At 41.7% G+C, this 17,169-nt stretch carries 15 protein-coding genes and 1 pseudogene; 13 read left to right on the top strand and 3 right to left on the bottom strand.

Going from position 1 to position 17,169, the window contains the following annotated elements:
• The first annotated feature begins 10 nt into the window (after window positions 1-10).
• The 6 genes from WJU16_RS03225 to WJU16_RS03250 all read left to right on the top strand — a co-directional run bounded on the left by WJU16_RS03225 (window position 11) and on the right by WJU16_RS03250 (window position 6,244).
• On the top strand, window positions 11-466 hold the full coding sequence (locus tag WJU16_RS03225; protein WP_298939055.1) for an MgtC/SapB family protein: 456 nt from the start codon (window positions 11-13) through the stop codon (window positions 464-466).
• Window positions 463-1,440, top strand: coding sequence for a hypothetical protein (locus WJU16_RS03230; RefSeq protein WP_298939054.1), 978 nt, complete (start codon window positions 463-465; stop codon window positions 1,438-1,440). The genes WJU16_RS03225 and WJU16_RS03230 overlap by 4 nt, the downstream gene beginning before the upstream one ends.
• Before the next feature lie 5 nt (window positions 1,441-1,445).
• Window positions 1,446-3,482: a heavy metal translocating P-type ATPase gene (locus WJU16_RS03235; protein ID WP_341836889.1), complete on the top strand. Its 2,037-nt coding sequence runs from the start codon at window positions 1,446-1,448 to the stop codon at window positions 3,480-3,482.
• A gap of 95 nt (window positions 3,483-3,577) precedes the next feature.
• Window positions 3,578-4,126, top strand: a complete 549-nt coding sequence (locus WJU16_RS03240) for a restriction endonuclease (protein WP_341836890.1) — start codon at window positions 3,578-3,580, stop codon at window positions 4,124-4,126.
• A gap of 313 nt (window positions 4,127-4,439) precedes the next feature.
• The gene (locus WJU16_RS03245) at window positions 4,440-4,988 is read left to right on the top strand and encodes an ATP-binding protein (protein ID WP_341836891.1); all 549 of its coding nucleotides are present in this window, start codon (window positions 4,440-4,442) and stop codon (window positions 4,986-4,988) included.
• A gap of 425 nt (window positions 4,989-5,413) precedes the next feature.
• Window positions 5,414-6,244 carry an RteC domain-containing protein gene (locus tag WJU16_RS03250; protein WP_341836892.1) on the top strand — a complete coding sequence of 277 codons (831 nt, stop codon included), beginning with the start codon at window positions 5,414-5,416 and terminating at the stop codon, window positions 6,242-6,244.
• Window positions 6,245-6,405: 161 nt separating this feature from the next.
• Here the strand turns inward: WJU16_RS03250 and WJU16_RS03255 are convergent, their stop codons facing one another.
• From WJU16_RS03255 to WJU16_RS03265, 3 genes are all read right to left on the bottom strand, one after another.
• Entirely contained in the window at window positions 6,406-6,555 is a 150-nt protein-coding gene (locus WJU16_RS03255) for a hypothetical protein (protein WP_341836893.1), read from the bottom strand.
• Between the two features lie 143 nt (window positions 6,556-6,698).
• Window positions 6,699-8,507 (bottom strand): TonB-dependent receptor domain-containing protein, encoded by a 1,809-nt coding sequence (locus WJU16_RS03260; protein WP_341836894.1) that lies wholly within the window; start codon window positions 8,505-8,507, stop codon window positions 6,699-6,701.
• 271 nt (window positions 8,508-8,778) lie between these two features.
• Entirely contained in the window at window positions 8,779-9,477 is a 699-nt protein-coding gene (locus WJU16_RS03265; protein WP_341836895.1) for a hypothetical protein, read from the bottom strand.
• 374 nt (window positions 9,478-9,851) lie between these two features.
• Here WJU16_RS03265 and WJU16_RS03270 point away from each other — a divergent pair, with 374 nt between their 5' ends.
• The 7 genes and pseudogenes from WJU16_RS03270 to topB all read left to right on the top strand — a co-directional run bounded on the left by WJU16_RS03270 (window position 9,852) and on the right by topB (window position 17,161).
• Window positions 9,852-10,793 (top strand): transposase, encoded by a 942-nt coding sequence (locus tag WJU16_RS03270; protein WP_341838643.1) that lies wholly within the window; start codon window positions 9,852-9,854, stop codon window positions 10,791-10,793.
• Entirely contained in the window at window positions 10,790-11,053 is a 264-nt protein-coding gene (locus tag WJU16_RS03275; protein ID WP_341836896.1) for a hypothetical protein, read from the top strand. Before WJU16_RS03270 ends, WJU16_RS03275 begins: the two co-directional genes overlap by 4 nt.
• Window positions 11,054-12,022: 969 nt before the next feature.
• A complete protein-coding gene (locus WJU16_RS03280) occupies window positions 12,023-12,868 on the top strand; it encodes an RteC domain-containing protein (protein WP_341836897.1) in 846 nt (281 codons plus the stop codon).
• Between the two features lie 347 nt (window positions 12,869-13,215).
• Window positions 13,216-13,524 (top strand): helix-turn-helix domain-containing protein, encoded by a 309-nt coding sequence (locus tag WJU16_RS03285; protein WP_298939047.1) that lies wholly within the window; start codon window positions 13,216-13,218, stop codon window positions 13,522-13,524.
• Between the two features lie 87 nt (window positions 13,525-13,611).
• Window positions 13,612-14,541: a DUF3945 domain-containing protein gene (locus WJU16_RS03290; RefSeq protein WP_341836898.1), complete on the top strand. Its 930-nt coding sequence runs from the start codon at window positions 13,612-13,614 to the stop codon at window positions 14,539-14,541.
• 4 nt (window positions 14,542-14,545) lie between these two features.
• A complete protein-coding gene (locus WJU16_RS03295) occupies window positions 14,546-15,058 on the top strand; it encodes a DUF3945 domain-containing protein (RefSeq protein WP_341836899.1) in 513 nt (170 codons plus the stop codon).
• Window positions 15,059-15,077: 19 nt separating this feature from the next.
• Window positions 15,078-17,161, top strand: a pseudogene (gene topB, locus WJU16_RS03300) (DNA topoisomerase III).
• Window positions 17,162-17,169 lie beyond the last annotated feature (8 nt).

Here is a 17,169-nt window from a genome sequence, read left to right on the forward strand (position 1 = left end):
CATAAGCGAAATGGATATTCAATTTGAACTTTTACTTTCGGCTAAATTGTTACTGGCAGTTCTGCTGGGAGGTATTGTTGGCGTGGAGCGCGAAAGAGAACAACAAAACACAGGCATCCGTACTTTCGCCTGCATTTGTGTTGCCTCATGTCTGTTCGTATCTGTCGCCGCGCACTTGTCTGAAGATAAATCGGCAATTTCAAGAGTCTTGTCAGCGGTTGCCACGGGCTTAGGATTTATTGGGGCAGGTATTATTTTCCGGGATGAAAGAAATATGCCGAAAGGACTCACTACAGCCGCCGGATTGTGGGCGACTTCCGCGATCGGAGTAGCCATCGCCCTTAATATGTTTGTAATAGCTGTCTCATCAACGCTCATCATTCTCTTGATTTTTAGTATCAACAAATCTGCTCCTTATAGAAAATTTGTTGACAAATTATTTAACGATAAAGAAAAGCAACAATGAATCAAAACAATATCCAATTTGATATCCATCTAAATACGATATCCGTCCTCCTGGAGAGGGCAAAAACTACCGAAGACCCTGCTGTGTATCTCTTTGAGAACGATTTCAGGACACCGTTGTTTCAACTGGAGGCACTGGCCAGGATATATAGCTCCACCGGGCCTAACAGGAAGAAATTTGATAAGATGCAGGAAAAATTCAAGCTACTGGAAGATACGTTAGGTAGTATAGATTACTTTGATGCTTACGGCAAACTGTTTTTTAGCAATGAGAAAATACCGGGGGATGTTAAGTCTTATTTTTCCCGTAAAGAGGAAAAAACCGTAAGCAAGCTTAACAAAATACTCAAGAGCGAGGGCTGGTTAAACGGAAAGCAATTAGAAAGGATTAACAATGATCTTAAAAAAACAGGCTGGAAAAATAAAGATGAACAGCACAAACGTCTCCGGAAATTCTATAGGTCGGAAATTGAAGAGATAGTGGATTTCGCAAAAGAAGGCAAAGTTGCTTTTACCGATGTAGAATCGGGTATCCACGAGTTGCGCAGAAAATTGCGCTGGTTGAGTATATACGCACAAGTTTTACAGGGTTGCATAAAGCTCGTAGAGATTGAACAGGAAAAACTGGCCTTAGGGAACTACCTTACAGGTTCCGTATTAAACTCGCCTTACAATAGGTTACCCCCGGTGGAGGATAAAAAACTGCACCCGCTATTGCTTTCCCAATATAGTTTTTTCGCTCTTAGCTGGATGATTGAGCAATTGGGACTACTCAAAGACCGGGGCTTCGGACTACTGGCGTTGGCAGAGGCTATCATGGAAACCAAAGGCATCAAAAATGAAAAGGACGCAATACTTCAGGCGAAGAAGTATTTGGGCAACAAAGCTCCTTCAATTGATGATGTGTTGAAAGAAGGTAATCAGATTACAAAGCAATTTTTTACAGACAGAATATTAAAAAATCTTTTAAAATAGAAATCATGGAGCACAAACATCAATATGACGCGCAGGGCAGGCAGATCTGTTGCACCCAAACGGAAAAAGTATATACCAAGGCAGGCGCAAAAGACCTGGTAAAAGAGGAACACGACAAAAATGACGGACACGATCATGGCCATAGCGATGATGATGGGCATGACCACGGTAATGCTAGTGAAAGTCCATTTAAAATGTTCGTTCCCTCTATCCTTTCCCTGTTACTTTTGCTCGCTGCCATAACATTCGATAACTGGATACCTCAGGAATGGTTTAAGGGAACTGTCAGGTTTATTTGGTATCTGGTAGCTTACGCAATCGTGGGATTTCCTGTAATCAAAGATGCCATCAAAAGTATTTCAAAAGGTGAGGTATTTTCGGAGTTCTTGCTGATGAGCATTGCAACAATTGGTGCGTTTTTTATCAGGGAATATCCTGAAGGAGTAGCAGTGATGCTGTTCTATGCAGTTGGCGAGGTATTCCAAACCCTTGCCGTATCCAGGGCACAAAGAAACATTAAGGCATTACTCGACCAGCGGCCCGACGAGGTAACCATCCTTGTAGATGACCGCGCCAAGACAATCAAAGCGGAAGAAGCCCAGATTGGGGATATTATCCAACTTAAACCCGGAGAAAAACTTGGGCTTGACGGTGAACTCCTTACCGATAATGCATCTTTCAATACAGCGGCGCTCACTGGCGAAAGTAAGCCGGATACTAAGAACAAGGGAGAAACTGTACTTGCAGGTATGATCAATCTGAATACAGTAGCCCGTGTTAAGGTAACTACCGCTTATACAGATAGTAAACTTAGTAAAATACTGGAGCTGGTACAGAACGCCACCTCCCAAAAAGCCCCGACGGAGCTTTTTATCAGGAAGTTTGCGAAAGTGTACACCCCTATCGTGGTCGTTCTGGCAATAGGAATCTGTCTTGTTCCTTACTTCTTTGTAGACAATTATGTGTTCAATGACTGGCTGTACAGGGCTTTGATATTCCTTGTAATTTCTTGTCCTTGTGCATTGGTCATTTCCATTCCACTGGGATATTTTGGTGGTATTGGCGCTGCCAGCCGCAATGGAATTCTCTTTAAAGGAAGCAACTTCCTGGATACAATGGCTGCGATACAAAATGTCGTAATGGATAAGACCGGCACAATGACTGAAGGGGTTTTTAAGGTACAGGAAGTAGTGTTCAAGCCCGAGTTTAATAAGGATGAAACATTGAAACTTGTTAATGCGATAGAGAGATTGAGTACGCACCCTGTAGCAACCGCTATACACGAATACGTGGGAGATGTTGACAGCTCTATAAAGCTCGAAAATACGGAAGAGATTGCAGGACATGGTTTGAAAGCGACAATAAATGGCAAGGAACTTTTGGTTGGAAATTTTAAACTGATGGATAAGTTCGGCATCAGTTACGATGTTGATCCGTCATCCATAGTCTATACGACTATCGCAGTGGCCAGTGATGGAAAATTTGTAGGCTATATTACCATTGCCGATAGTATCAAAGAAGACTCGCAGCAGACCATTGACCTGCTTCACAAGCTCAATGTAAAGGCGACCATGTTAAGTGGAGATAAAACATCGGTTGTCAAATTTGTAGCCGATAAACTGGGCATCGACAATGCATTCGGTGATCTGTTACCGGAAGATAAGGTCAACAGGGTAAAAGAAATCAAAGCCAAAAATGAAACAGTAGCATTTGTGGGTGACGGGGTAAACGACGCCCCTGTAGTTGCATTAAGTGATGTCGGTATCGCAATGGGCGGACTTGGGAGCGATGCGACCATAGAAACAGCGGATGTGGTCATTCAGGATGACAGACCTTCCAAGATCCCAATAGCTATCAATATAGGCAAGAAAACAAAAAAGATCGTATGGCAGAATATTACCCTTGCCTTCGTGGTAAAAGGTATCGTGTTGATTTTAGGGGCTGGAGGTCTGGCTACTATGTGGGAGGCTGTTTTTGCCGATGTGGGCGTATCCCTGATTGCAATATTGAATGCCATAAGGATACAACGAATGAAGTTTTAGCCAACAATTATGGGTAAGAGGTTTTCGGTAATGAAAAACGGGTTAAGTAAGTCCCTAGAAGGGATACACCTCTTTAGATAAAAATGGAAATAGTTATGCAAAATGACATCAAAGAAATATACATTACGAAAACATCAGGCGAACGTGCGATTTTTGACAGTAATAAATTGAGACAATCATTGTCCAGGTCGGGAGCGACTTCCGAACAGGTTGAGGTTGTGATGCAAAAAGTGCAGGACATCCTCAAAGATGGAATGGCTACGCAGGATATTTACAGGACTTCTTTCAAATGGCTGAAAAAAATGTCCAAGTCTGTCTCCGCTCGTTATAACCTGAAAAAAGCGGTTATGGCGCTCGGCCCTACAGGTTTTCCGTTTGAAAAACTTACAGCAGCCATTTTGGAATCAATGGGATACAGCACCCAAACAGGAGTGATTGTCCCGGGACATTGTGTAAAGCATGAAATAGATGTTATCGCTACAAAAGTGGAACACCATGTCATGGTTGAATGCAAGTTCCATAACCGACAGGGATTTGTAAGCGATGTCAAAATACCACTCTATATTCAATCAAGATTTCTTGACGTGGAAAAAAATGGCGGGACAGTGGTTGTCACGGCCCTCAGTTCCATCAAAGCTGGATAGTGACAAACGGACGCTTTTCCGAGGATGCGATACAATATGGCAACTGCATGGAAATGCAATTGCTTGGGTGGGATTTTCCGAGGGGCAAAGGCTTTAAAGACCTTATAGATCGCGCGGGTCTTTATCCGGTTACCTGTCTGGTTACCCTAACGGAAAGAGACAAAAAATTCTTATTGGCAAATGATATTATTCTCTGTAAGTCCCTGTTGCAACATAGCGAAATATTAGATAAGCCGGGACTATCTGCTGCGAAGATCAGGTCTGTCGTTAATGAATGCCGTATGCTCTGCGAACCATCAAAATAGCACAAAAAATGGATGTTATCAACCATAAAGAAATAAAAACAAACTGGTATGTAATTACAGGAGGCCCATGCACCGGAAAAACTACCGTGGTGGAACTGCTGGCAAAACGGGGATATGTGACGATTGCAGAACAGGCAAGACACTATATCGATACCCAAAAAATTGAAGGTAGAACAGTTGAAGAGGTAAGGAGTAACAGAGAACAATTCCAGTTGGAAATACTGAATCTTCAGATCAGGGAGGAATCAACACTGGATGTTGCTAAAATTACTTTTTTGGATAGAGCACTTCCCGACGCTATGGCCTATTACGAGTTTCTTGGGCTGAAATATGACGATAGGCTTATTGCGATGTGCAAGAAATTTTGTTATCAGAAAGTATTCGTTCTGGACCGCCTTCCGTTAATCAATGATTATGCAAGAATGGAGGATGAACAAGAGCAGATTAGGATACATCATCTGATTATTGAGGTCTATAGCCGTTTCCCGTGTCCGGTCATCCAGGTTCCCGTACTACCTCCTGATCAAAGGGTCGATTTTATCCTTCAGCATCTTTGAGAAATATTCATTGGTTGCAGGATCAAATGAGATTATTGGGCTGTTCTTTTGTTGATTTCACAGGTGTGTGGGGTTTAAACATAAATATTGCAGGATTAACAATTCAGCTAAAATGAGAAAGAACAAAAAAACGAATAGTAAAAAACCCGTTGCTCCGATCTATAGCATCAACAGGAAGTTGACACCTAAGCGGCGACCTAAAAAAAATGGTATTCTATTCTCAGGATAATAATCATCATAATAGTGAGTGCAATACTTATTCTTGCAATTATAGCACAGGTGAGACACTATTACCTTCATGTTTCAGGTGAAGGGCACAAAAAAAAGTTTGAACAGCAAAAATAAGCTATGACCAAACCCGCATTATTATCCCGAATATTGATATACAACTGTTATCCTATTGTTTATTTAAAAATGAAAACTCAGTGATTGCGTATTGCCAAAAATTAGTAGCAGAGCTTGATGAGGAGGATAATAACTATTCCGTGGAAATAAGTGATCCAATCCTATTGTCCGAGAAGCTTATCGAAGTTACCTTATTGAAAATTTCCAAGTTGAGAACATTTGTGAAAGAAAAGGGATTCGACAAGCCCGAAGATGAAATCCATTTCTTCAAAGAATTGAAGCCGAAGATCGTTTCAAAGCTGATATACTATAATGCTATCTATAAGATTGAAACCAGGCGGCCTTATGGAGGTGAACGAAGTATCAAAAAATATCTGAACAATGAACTTTCTAAATTAAAAAGATTCTTCTACAACAATCTTGAGTTTTATAAATACTACAGAACCAACAGTAGTTATCTTGATCATAAGTATTTCATCAGGGGAAACTTTGATATTAAATTGAATCTGGACACTTTCTTTTTCGAGTCAGATCAAACCTTTTCAACCTCCCACGATTACAAGGTTTCCAAGATCATTGCCAATGACCTGATACAAGTGTATTTAGAAGATCAGCTTTTAAGTATAAAAAGGTTTCCCGGCCTAAAGGAAAACAAGCCCCAAAAGGTTAAGTGGACAGCGAGTAAATCCGCATTGGTAGAACTCATATATGCTCTTTCTGCCTACGGCGCTTTTAATAACGGGACCAGCGACATTAAGATAATTTCAAGATTGTTTGAAACCATGTTTGATGTTGAATTAGGAGACATTTATCATACTTATTTAGAGATCAGGAACAGAAAGATAAATAAAGTTAAATTTATTGATGAACTGAAAGAAGAACTATTAAAAAGGATGTCTGATCAGGCTTGATAATCAGGATCGAATTGGAGCATGCGAAAATCATAATGCAATTGCACTTTTTAAGAGCTTAATGGCATTGTATTTGTTTCCTTTATAATATCGTAGAATGTAAGCAAATAGTAATCACATTAAACTTAAATGTTATGAACAGCGAAGAACAAAAAAAGGAATCACACAAACATCCTGAACACCACGAACATCAGGAGCACCATCCGCACAAGGAGCATCACGAGGGTAAAGAACATGCCAATGAGATGGAACATCATAAAGAAAAAGAGCACCACCCAGAGGATGAGCACCATGATGAGAAAGAGCATCACGATAAAAACAAACAAAAGTAGATCAACATGAAAATTAGACTGAACAAAAAGAGTCAGTCTAATTTTTTTCTATCTTAACTCCTCTTCCAATAGTAAAAATTAGGAGGCGTTTCTAACGCTCTTTACCTGCGGAGAAAATAGCTTTAGAAGCTCCATATCAGATTTATAAAAAAGTTTCTACCAATTCTAGGAATTCTGTTCCAATCCGCAAAAGTTGTATAGTTACGATCCAATAGGTTCTCCACCCCTGTTTTCAAAGTAAGTGCTTGTGCGCCATTAAATTTAAAGCGATTGGCGAAAGAAATATTAAAGACAGCGTAGGCAGGCAAACCTTTTTCTCCAAACTGAGGGTTGTAACGTGTATGGCTGGAAGAGCCGTTGATTGACGCATCAGCGGAGAAGGATTTTCTGGCAAATGTTATAACCGAATTATAGGTAAAGGGCTGCATCAAGGGTAATAACAGACCATTTTCGCCTGTACCTCTCCGATATCCCAATTGGCCGGTCCATAGAAACTCCTTTGTAATTTGGTACCCTAAGTCAATGGAAGTATTGAGGATGGTAGCGTATTTTAGCTGTTCGTATACTTTTACCCCATAGGCACCAATTGTCATTACGCTCAGGCCGTTTCTTGGTCTGCCTAAAATGTAATCATCTATATAGAAGTACGAACCATTAATTTTGGCCGTAAAGGCTGCTTTCTGATAAGCTAGACTTGCATTGACACTTGCGGATTTTTCATTACGCATATCAGGGTTGCCGATGTAATCAAATCGGTCAAAACTGTTGAAAAGATAGAAGCCGTAACCTTCTGATACACTCGGGGCACGCTCTCCATAAGCCGCACCAAAAGTATAGATCCAATTAGCGGCATCATGTCTAACGGAAGCTGAAAGCCTTTTCAGTAACCGGGTTTTGCTACCGGGCATCTCAGGATAAAATATCCTTAAGCTTTGCAGTCCAAATTGATTATCGATGTTATTATGATGTACCGCCAGTCCTGCGCTGAATGCTGCATTCCATTTATCAGATAGCGCATACTTGTCTTCAATGAAGAGGTCTCCGTAATAGGTCTGTACTCCCGGCCACGTCAGCATGAACATATCTTTTTCGTTTGGTGTATTTGAAAACATGGTCATCTCAGCTAATGATTTATTATAATGGCCACTGAGGTTAGCCTTCCAGTCATGGCGGTTAGAAGTTCCCTGCAACATCGAATAAAAGCCAGCAGTCTTACTCCATCCTGGCATATCCATTCTAATGGGTACGTTGGGCCGTTCAGTATCGTCCATGACATGTGTGACATCATTGTAATAAATCTTGCTTTGCCATTGAGATATCAGCGGCGATATGTGATGACGGGTGTAGGAGACTGAACCAATAAGTGCTTTGGCAAGGGAAACATCCATGGGTAATGCGGGGTAACCTACATCTACTGCCTTGTCATAGATCAATGACGCCTCTATTTGTTGGTGTTTTTTTATTTTATAACCAGCCTGTGCTGATATATTGTATTTGGTAAACTGTGAGTACTGTATCTCCTGACCGCCCCCTGCACGATAATTACCTGCGTCCCGTATGGTGAAGTCTACGTCTGTGAAGAATTTAGGATGTGAGTAATTCAGAGATCCTCCTACTATTTTTTGTTTATTGTTAGTCTCAAATCCGGTAAAAGCCATGCCGTTCAATGCGCTCTGACCAAATGAACCTTTTTTTCTGACAAGATCCAGGGTTCCGGCGATTGTTGATCCACCCGTTGAACTGGCCGATCCGCTGTGGATGGTCGCTCCTGCCAGATTGGTAACCTCAACATACGAAGTAATGGGGTCCATCTTGTCGGTGCAGGCAGCGTAGATCCTCATGCCATCAATGGTGATGACGCTGCGTTCTGTAGCCATGCCGTTCAGAAAGGGTTCCCAGGCATAGCTGCCCCGTCTGATCATATTAACCATACTCGACTTTCCCAGGTAATGGTCCAGTGTTGCCAGAGGCTTGGTTGTGTTATCTTTTAGGTTGCGTTGGGCTATAACGATAACCTCCTGTAACTGTTCGGATCGGAGTGAATCCTGTCTCCGTGTTGTATCTGTCTGGGAAAAACCTTTCCCTGACCACAACACCATTGTTATGATAATTATGAATGATCGATACATGATAAAAAAAATAGGTACGATACCGGCAGAAAGCGAAGTCTCTGCCCGGATCGTTACGCACTTTTAGAGAATGTTAGAATTCCAACTCAAAATAAATACTGCTACCTTCGTTTGTTTCCGTTACTTTCTCCCCCTTTATCACAGTACCAATCGAATCAAGTAACTGTAAATTGATTTTCCAGTACCCTGTCATCGTAAGGCTTAATTTGCCTTGATACATTTTGTCTGTCCCCTGTACCAGATCTGTATTGTTTGGCGAACTGTGGTTGGCCATACCGGGCATTCTCGGGTCTATTACAATTTTGAAGTCGTCCACTACAGGAAAATTCATCATCCCATCCATACGGTACAGCACGGCTTTCATATCATTAATGGCAACCTTAGGAGCTGTTGGCTCTACCATGGCCAATATATACCGTTTGCTGTCACTGCCCTGAAAAGATTCAACTACCCGTCTGTTTGCTTCAACTACCGATATTCTGTCTTTAATCGTATAATCCTTACCATTTATAGAATAGTTCAGGTTCAGTTCCCAATATTCGCTTTCACTTCCCGCCATCTGGAAGACAATAAAGCCCATGTAGGTAGATGTTGAATTTTTGGCTTTGCTTATCGCCGAATATGGACAGGAATGTTTCATGCTCATCATATTCATTTCCGGAATCCAGAATGCCGTGGCGTTATCGATTGTTGTGCCATCTGTATTTTTGATCTGAAAAAAGATGTTATTGAAGCCTGTTTGTAATTTTCCATTGAGGGTATACAATTCCACCTTATGTGTTGTATTGGATAACGTTGTTACCAATTTCAGGCCGTTAAGTTCATTCTCAATAATGGGATTATCATCTTTAGAACAGGAAGTAAGGAAGCTGCCCGCAATTATAATAAGAAAGTATTTTAACTCTACTTTGTCAAATTTAGTTCTTTGAATTTTTTAGGGACGAAACGCACGCCGGACACGGAATTCACGTAATTTAGCGGTCAGAAAAAAGACACACCCCACGAGTAGAAACCCACGGGGTGTAAATAAAAAAACTATGGGACGAAAATATATAATTTCCGACTCGTAGAGAGTCGGTTATTGAATTTTCTTCTCCGTTTTGAGTTTCTTTTTTCACACTTACCCGTAAGGTATCGGGCAATGCCCTGGTTTATTTAAAGGGTCTGCTCCTTTGCCGTCGCCGCAATTGTCAGCAGATGGCCATGGAACTTCAGGAGTCGAATCAACAACGCTTACATCATTTTATCGCCCAGTCTAAATGGAACGTCCGCCAGGTCATGGATGTAGTAACCCTGCAGTTTTGGAAACTTATCGAATCACTGGGGCTTACAGAAGACAGTTGTCTTATTATCGATGAAGCCGGAAATCCTAAAAAAGGACGTCATTCGGCGGGTGTAAAACGTCAATATTGTGGTCAGGTAGGTAAAATCGAGAATTGTCAGGTAGGTGTTTTTGGTGCTTTGTGTGCTGGTTCGCTAGTGAATCTGGTGCAAGCCTCTTTATTTGGAACAGCCACCAATGGTAGTAAGATTGAACAAGCTAAAAGCATCATCCGGCATGTAATGAAGGAACTGAAACTACCTGTTCGCTGGATTAGCTTTGACGCTTTTTATGGCCGGGATGCTGCACTGCTGGCGGATTTGATTAAAAATGACATTGAGTTCGTAGCGGATGTTCAGGATAACCTTCAAATCTGGCTCGAGGCTTTTCAAATGCGCATTCCAGTTCAGCAGCCGGGTGCTAGAGGTCGCAAATCGAAGCTTGCAAAACCAAACCGACCTTCCGTCTCCATTAAGGCATATGCCGCGAGTTTGTTACCAACACAATGGAAATTTATTACCGTGCGTCATCAAAGCGGTGGTAAAAAATTACAGGCCTGGTTCCATTCCAGAGATATCTATATTTTAAATCCATTGACCAATCGTAAGCAACTGGTAACGCTATTGATCAGGGAAGACAAAGATGGAACCATAAAATACAGTTTTTGTCATTGCCCGGGATCCTCGTTACAGGAATTAGCTTACCGGCAATGCAAACGTTACTTTATAGAAAAGGCCTTCCGGGAAGGAAAAAAGAACTGGGGTTGAACCAATATCAGACAAGAAGTGAAGAAAGCTGGCTAAAACATATGGCCATGATTATGCTGGCACAATTATTCTTAAACCAGGAAAAAATAGTTCACTATGAAAAAGAAAAATTATGGCTGACAACACAAGATGTTTTACAAACCATCAAATCGTCGCTTCATTTTGTAAAAAGGACCATCGAAGATTTATTAGATTACATCCTATCGAAACAACCGCCAGACAAGCGTTTGGTAAGAAACTCTCTGTATTTACGAATGTGACAAAATAGAGTTAATATTTTTAGAGTATTCATTTTCTGAAATTTTTTATTGTTAACTACGTTTAGCTGGAATCGGATGTATTCCAACTGAAATTTATTTTACCGGGCATACCAGATCAAATAACCGCAAAAAGTTATGAGCTATCTGCACGCCGCAAAAAGATAGGTTTGACTGCTGTCTAATCGTAATGCCGCATACCATTAGCATTCAGAACAAAGAAAGTTCTGGAATCTAAACAGCAACCACACCTAGTGCTATAGAATTATATGGATGTAAAATATTCCGGAGGTTTGTCATTCCTCATAGTGAACAGGAATGAATATAAACTTTGATTGCTCAAAGGATGTTTCCTTTTTACCTCTTCAAACTTTTCCGGTCTGGAAGGATAGGTAAATACAGGTTGGGGATAGTAGAGCACCTCTGATTGCAGCTGTTTCAATACTTTTGCTGCCTCTTCTTCTTTCTGTTCTTTAAGCATTTTGGCTAGCTTACATTTCCCATTACACTTGAGTTGAGGTCGGTTTTGGTTTTCACAAAACAGGCTGATGAAAAGAGCAGTATCGTACTGATAAATAACATACAACAGATTGTTCCTCATAATTCCAAAAAGCATTATGAAAATCAAGAACGGGATTGCTATCTTATGGAGATTTGCCAATTATTTAGTATGAAAATTGCAACGAATGCAAAGGTAAAAAATTTCATCCTTAAAACCTTGGCATAATATAAATTGCACCACTTCGATGCCACATGTCAACGCCGGGATTTTCAGTATTAAACCTTCTATTGTCGAAAATAGGATAACCGGATACACTGCTGGCAACGTGTGTGTACTAGCTAGAACTTAGTATATAATTCCCCAAGTTGGGTTCTACTTGGGGAATATTTTCGTTTATAATTATAATTTTTGTTATTTAATTAGGAAAGTTTCAACTATCAGGTTTGCTAATCCTACAAAAATTATGAACTATGAATCACTCTCTACAAACCATTATCCTGGAAATTCACAATAAAGAGGACAAGGTTTCCTCACAAAATAAAAGGCTGATCGATGAGGCATATGAGATGACCTTGTATCTTCAGGAACTACTTTTTTCTGTAAAAGAGTTTGTCATTAAAGAAGGGTTTAAGGACGAAGCAGAGGAAACCCATTTCTTCCGGACAGTGAAACCCCAGATACTTGGAAAACTGATTTATTATAACAAGGTATATCGCATAGAAACTACCTGTCCGGTAAGCAATGGAAAAATGTACTACAGTTATTTCTCTGCACAGTTAGCCCATTTAAAGCGGGAATATATTGAGCACATTTGTAATACGGATTTTTACAGGTATTATCGTTCGGGTCGTACTGATCGGGACGATACTTATTTTAAGCGGGGCCATATAAATTACCATGACGGCCTTAATAGCATTGTTTTTGAAATTGATCCAACATTTTCAACGTTCTACGACTATAAAATTGCGAGAATTATTGCAAACGAATTGCTTTATACTTATCTGCTTACTAAGATCAATCCCGATGAAAATCCCGATATGGTCATGCAAAAGCCAGAATCAACGAAGGATGTATTCTGGACAGAATCAAAAAATGCGTTGATCGAATTGATTTACGCCCTATATGCTTCCGGGGCCATTTCACATGGCAAAATCGGTATCCGAAAAATAAGTCTCATGTTCCAGATACTGTTCCGTATTCCTCTCGGAGATTTGCATCATGCTTTCCACCGGATGAAAACCCGTTCCGGCTCAAAGGCAGCGTTTTTAGATCAGCTCAAACAATCACTGGAAGAATACATGGATAAGGATTTATAGGAATGCAGGTATCCCTAAACAGAAGCAGTACGTTATCCGTGCTGCTTTTTTTATGCCATCATTTTGCCCATATATGCCAATTGGCAAAGTCCGGGTTATAAAAGGCTAAATGTGTGTCCAAAGCAAGGAAATAACTCTACAACAACGGGTTACCGGAATGCAAAAAAAATAAAAAAAATGCCATTTCAATTGGCATGACTTGGCAGACAATGAGGGCCAAACTGTTCAATTTTGTCCTGTGATGTTTGAATGATGTATAGACGTAGCTAATGAGTGCGTGTAATACAGGCACCAGGCAAAACGATGATAGCGGCAAGACAAATCATGAACATAATAAACGTATCCGTATGAATATTGACAGAATGGAATTTATCGCGTGGATGGAACGCATCATGGATCGTTTTGACATTCTTAACGACCATATTAATAATATACACAAAGACCGAAATAGTATAGACGGTGAAGAGCTGCTTGACAACCAGGATCTTTTGCAAATGCTGAAGATAAGCCAACGCTCCTTGCAGCGCTATCGCTCTTCGGGGAAATTAGCCTATTACACGATCAGTGGCAAGCTGTACTATAAGTTGTCCGATGTGCATCAGTTTGTCCGGGATAATTTTAATGCTCCGCTGCAAAGAACAAAGGACAATAAGTGACAAATAGTGCCACGGAAAGCCAATTACAACATACGCTTCAATGCTTCTCCTACTTTCGGACTATTACAATCTTAAATAATCAGGATCATGAGTGAACAGACTACGACAACGCCACAATATCCCGAACAATTATCGGACATTCTGTTGGTGCTGGATAAAGAAAAAAAGAAAATCCAGGCTGTTACAGGTATCAACAAAAACGGGGAGCTGGAGACCGTGGACCCAGATAAGAAAAACCAGAGCCAGTTTATGCGGGTAGATAAGAGCGGGGACATATTCTCTAATTTCTTTTCCAACTTCTGGCGGCAGCTTAAAGACCCCACCCGTTTCTCCTTCTTTAAAATTCCCGCTGCTGAAGCCATTGACGCGGCTCAAAAGATGCAGCAGCATGTAGACCAGCCTACCAAAGAGGGCGAAGCAGTAATGGCAAAGCATGAAGTAAAGGAGCCACAGGATCAACAACAAGAAAATAAACAAGAAAACAAAAAAGATATGGAAACAGCACAAGCAACACCGGTAACCAGCGAATACCGCTACAAACCGGAACAGATCGATTGGGAAACAATGAACAACCTCGGACTGAGCAAAGAGTATCTTGAAAAGAAGAACCTGCTCGACCCGCTATTACGGGGATTCAAGACCAATGAACTGGTTCCCGTAAGCCTTAACCTCGGTACGGCCATTACGCGTATGGATGCCAGGCTCGCACTTCAGACCAATGAAAGCGGCGATGTAGTAGTTGCTATTCATGGCATTCGCAGGGAACCAAATTTAAACTTCCCCTTCTTTGGACACGAATTTAGCAAAGAGGACAAAGAGAATTTGCTAAAAACAGGAAACATGGGTCGTGTGGTTGATTTGACCAACCCTAAAACCGGCGAAAAAATGCCATCCGTAATCAGCATTGACAGGTTAACAAACGAAGTGATCGCATTGCGCCAGGACTGGATGAAAATACCGGATGAGATGAAAGGCATAAAACTGAACGAACAGCAGAAGCAAACCACTTTACCTTGAAGGAATGATTTCAAAAAAAGGGGAACCGTTCAATGCACCGGTACAGTTCAATGCCGACAAGCGTTTTGTGGAGTTCCTTTTTGACAGGAATGTTAACCGCGGGCAAAACCAGCAAGCAGAACAGCAGCAGGGGCAATTGCAGGAAGCACCCCGGACATTCAGAGGAAAAGAACTGACCGACCAGCAATACGATAAGTTCAAAGAAGGTCAAACGGTTTATGTAGACGGGCTGCTTGACAAAAAGGGACAAAAATACCAGGGCTATATCACTTTTGATAAAGAGACAGGAAAAACAGGATTTTCTTTCAACAATCCTGATAAGCTAAAGGAGAAAATCCAACCCAAAGAAGAAAACAAAACGCAGGTAGCTGTTAACTCCGATGGAAAGACCAATGAAGCTACCAAGAATATCAAAGAACCTTTGAAAACCGGCCAGCAACAGCCTAAGGACAAAAAGCAGCAGCAACAGCAGGATGCTACCAAAACTCCGGAAAAGTCTAGGGGTAGAAAAAGGTAATCACTAAAACGACTGTATTATGAAAGCAGTAATTGCAGAAAAACCAAGTGTAGCCCGCGAGATTGCAGCCTTGTTGGGCGCTACAGAAAAAAAGAGGGATACCTGGCAGGTAACGGTTACCTGGTAACCTGGGCGTTGGGCCATCTGGTGGGATTAGCGATGCCGGAAGATTATGGGTTGTCGGGGTTTCAAAGAGAATCCTTGCCCATAATTCCGGCTCCCTTTTTATTAACGGTACGAAAAATAAAAAAGGACAGATTGTATATCGCCGATGGCGGAGCTGTAAAGCAATTAAAAGTCATTGAACAGGTTATTGGCCGCTCGGAAAGCATTATCGTGGCTACTGATGCGGGCCGTGAAGGTGAACTCATCTTCAGGTATATTTATCAATACCTGAAGTGCAGCAAACCTTTCGAACGTTTATGGATCAGCTCACTTACGGAAAAAGCCATCAGGCAGGGATTCGACAAACTCAAACCCGGAAGTGATTTTGATGGTCTTTACGAGGCCGGGCAAGGCCGGAGCCGTGCCGACTGGTTAGTGGGCATCAATGCATCGCAAGCATTGAGTATTGCCGCTGGCAGTGGCGTGTATTCGCTGGGCCGGGTACAGACACCCACGCTGGCCCTTATCTGCAAACGCTATCTGGAAAACAAGAGCTTTACGGTTAAGAAATACTGGCAGATCCAATTGGAGCACCGCAAGGAGTTCATGGATTTTAAAAGCCTTTCCAAAACCAAATGGGATGAACGCAAACTCGCCGATGATACGCTTAAATCCATCCAGCGAAACGGATCGGTAACGGTAACGGAGGTTGATAAGAAAAACGTTTCCGAACAGCCCCCCTTGCTGTTCGATCTTACCGGCTTGCAGAAAGAAGCCAATAAAAAACTGGGGCTTTCTGCTGAACAGACCTTAAATATTGCCCAAAGCCTGTATGAAAGCAAATTCATTACCTATCCCCGTACCGGCAGCAAGCATATACCGGAAGATATGTGGGCTGAAATTCCGGGACTAATCAGGGCGCTTGAGGAAAAACCTTCTTGCAAAGAAGCCGTTTCAAAGGTGAAATGGGGACGATTTATCAAACGTATTGTCAACGATGTGAAGGTTACCGATCATCACGGGCTTTTGATTACGGAGAAAATCCCGCTGGGATTGACGGGAAAGGAAGATGCGATTTATGATATGATCGCTCTGCGTTTACTGGAGTCGGTTTCACATGCCTGCTCTAAAGAAATTACTGACATCAGTTTGCTGGCACTGCACTTTGACTTTTCGCTTAAAGGATGCAAGATCCTGGAACCGGGATGGCGTGCCATCAGGGGAAATTTTACGGAGGAGGATGGTGAGCCGGTACAGGAACTGCCGGAAATGAAGGTCGGTGACGAACTGAAGATCAAAGAGGCCCATGTACTTGAAAAGAAAACCAAACCGCCGGTGCTCTATACGGAAGCCGGGTTACTGTCGGCTATGGAAACCGCCGCAAGGGAAATAGAAAATGATGCCGAGCGCAAGGTCTTACAGGGTATCGGTATCGGCACACCGGCAACAAGGGCCGCTATTATCGAAACCCTTTTTAAAAGAGATTACATCCGGCGTGAAAAAAAGTCGCTGTTTCCTACTGACAAAGGCTTGCAGGTGTACCACACCGTAAAGGATAAAAAAATTGCCGACGTTGCCATGACCGCAGAATGGGAAATGGCCCTGCAAAAAATTGAGAACAATGAGGCTGATGCGGCGACTTTCCTTAAGGAAATGGGAGTCTATGCAACGGCAATAACAAAGGAACTTCTGAACATGAACATTGCAAAAGAAACACATCCGGAATTGAGCTGTCCGAAATGTAAAAGCCATGCCCTGCTTATCAGGGATAAAGTAGTAAAGTGTCCCGATGAAACCTGTAATTGGATACAGTTTCGTACCATTTGCGGAATCACCCTTACGACGGCGGAGATTGAAAAACTGGTGAAGGAAGGGAAAACCTCTCTTATCAAAGGAATGAAAAGCAAATCGGGCAAAAAGTTCAACGCTTATATCATTATGAAGGATAATGGAGAAACCTCTTTTGAATTTGAAAATACACCGCCCAAAAGTAAATAAAAGGGAAT

The organism is Chitinophaga pollutisoli, from assembly GCF_038396755.1.
GTDB lineage: Bacteria > Bacteroidota > Bacteroidia > Chitinophagales > Chitinophagaceae > Chitinophaga > Chitinophaga pollutisoli.

Bases quoted from the DNA above. Each gene is read 5' to 3' on its own strand.
- WJU16_RS03225 (WP_298939055.1), top strand. From the start codon at position 11: ATGGATATTCAATTTGAACTTTTACTTTCGGCTAAATTGTTACTGGCA.
- WJU16_RS03230 (WP_298939054.1), top strand. From the start codon at position 463: ATGAATCAAAACAATATCCAATTTGATATCCATCTAAATACGATATCC.
- WJU16_RS03235 (WP_341836889.1), top strand. From the start codon at position 1,446: ATGGAGCACAAACATCAATATGACGCGCAGGGCAGGCAGATCTGTTGC.
- WJU16_RS03240 (WP_341836890.1), top strand. From the start codon at position 3,578: ATGCAAAATGACATCAAAGAAATATACATTACGAAAACATCAGGCGAA.
- WJU16_RS03245 (WP_341836891.1), top strand. From the start codon at position 4,440: ATGGATGTTATCAACCATAAAGAAATAAAAACAAACTGGTATGTAATT.
- WJU16_RS03260 (WP_341836894.1), bottom strand. From the start codon at position 8,507: ATGGTTAATATGATCAGACGGGGCAGCTATGCCTGGGAACCCTTTCTG.
- WJU16_RS03280 (WP_341836897.1), top strand. From the start codon at position 12,023: ATGAATCACTCTCTACAAACCATTATCCTGGAAATTCACAATAAAGAG.
- WJU16_RS03285 (WP_298939047.1), top strand. From the start codon at position 13,216: ATGAATATTGACAGAATGGAATTTATCGCGTGGATGGAACGCATCATG.
- WJU16_RS03290 (WP_341836898.1), top strand. From the start codon at position 13,612: ATGAGTGAACAGACTACGACAACGCCACAATATCCCGAACAATTATCG.
- WJU16_RS03295 (WP_341836899.1), top strand. From the start codon at position 14,546: ATGATTTCAAAAAAAGGGGAACCGTTCAATGCACCGGTACAGTTCAAT.